This window comes from Alteromonas sp. 5E99-2, from assembly GCF_017368475.1.
Taxonomy (GTDB): domain Bacteria; phylum Pseudomonadota; class Gammaproteobacteria; order Enterobacterales; family Alteromonadaceae; genus Alteromonas_F.
The window spans coordinates 1-711 of sequence record NZ_JAFNJE010000065.1; the positions used below are offsets into that span (position 1 = coordinate 1).

1 protein-coding gene is annotated in these 711 nt (G+C 46.3%); it reads left to right on the plus strand.

Going from position 1 to position 711, the window contains the following annotated elements:
• A partial coding sequence (locus J3L16_RS15890; RefSeq protein ID WP_207614042.1) for a cache domain-containing protein occupies nt 1-711 on the plus strand: 711 nt, incomplete at both ends.

The following is a 711-nucleotide window of genomic DNA, read 5'->3' on the forward strand; positions in this document are numbered from 1 at the left end:
TCGAAAGCTGGTTTCAAGCGTTAGATTCGCAGGTTGCAAAATATGGGGCTGACCCGACAGTCGTTCAAGCGATTCAAGGATTTAGCTCCACTTTCGGATTGCTCATGGAAGATCCAGTCGTAGATCTGCACCGTGCCTACATCACAGAAAATCCTAACCTCATAGGCGAGAAAGACCTATATGATCGTGCGCCCGAATCTATCCCATACAACTTCCAGCATGAGAATTTTCACCCTTACTTTCGCACAATGAAAGACAGTCTTGGCCTTTACGATGTTTTCCTTTTCGACACGAAGGGTGACCTGATTTATTCGGTTTACAAAGAAAGCGACTACGCCACGAATTTTGAAACGGGGCCCTTTTCTGATTCAGGTTTGGGCTTGGCCTATGCGCATGCCTTGGAGGTAAATGCAGGTGAAACAGTCTTTCAAGACTTCTTACCCTACGAACCCAGTGCTGGCGCACCAGCGGCGTTTCTTGCGTCACCTGTTTTCAACACACAAGGCAGCTTAATCGGCGTCTTCGCAATCCAATTGCCGGCTGATCAAATGAATCTTATCGTGACGAACACAGACGGTCTTGGCGAAACCGGTGAACTGACAATGTTTTCTAAAAACTTGAAGGCAAGAACAAATTCGCGGTTCGATGGTCAACACAAGATTCTTGATCAGATTGAGGTAAATCAAACCGTAATGGATGCATTTGAGACGA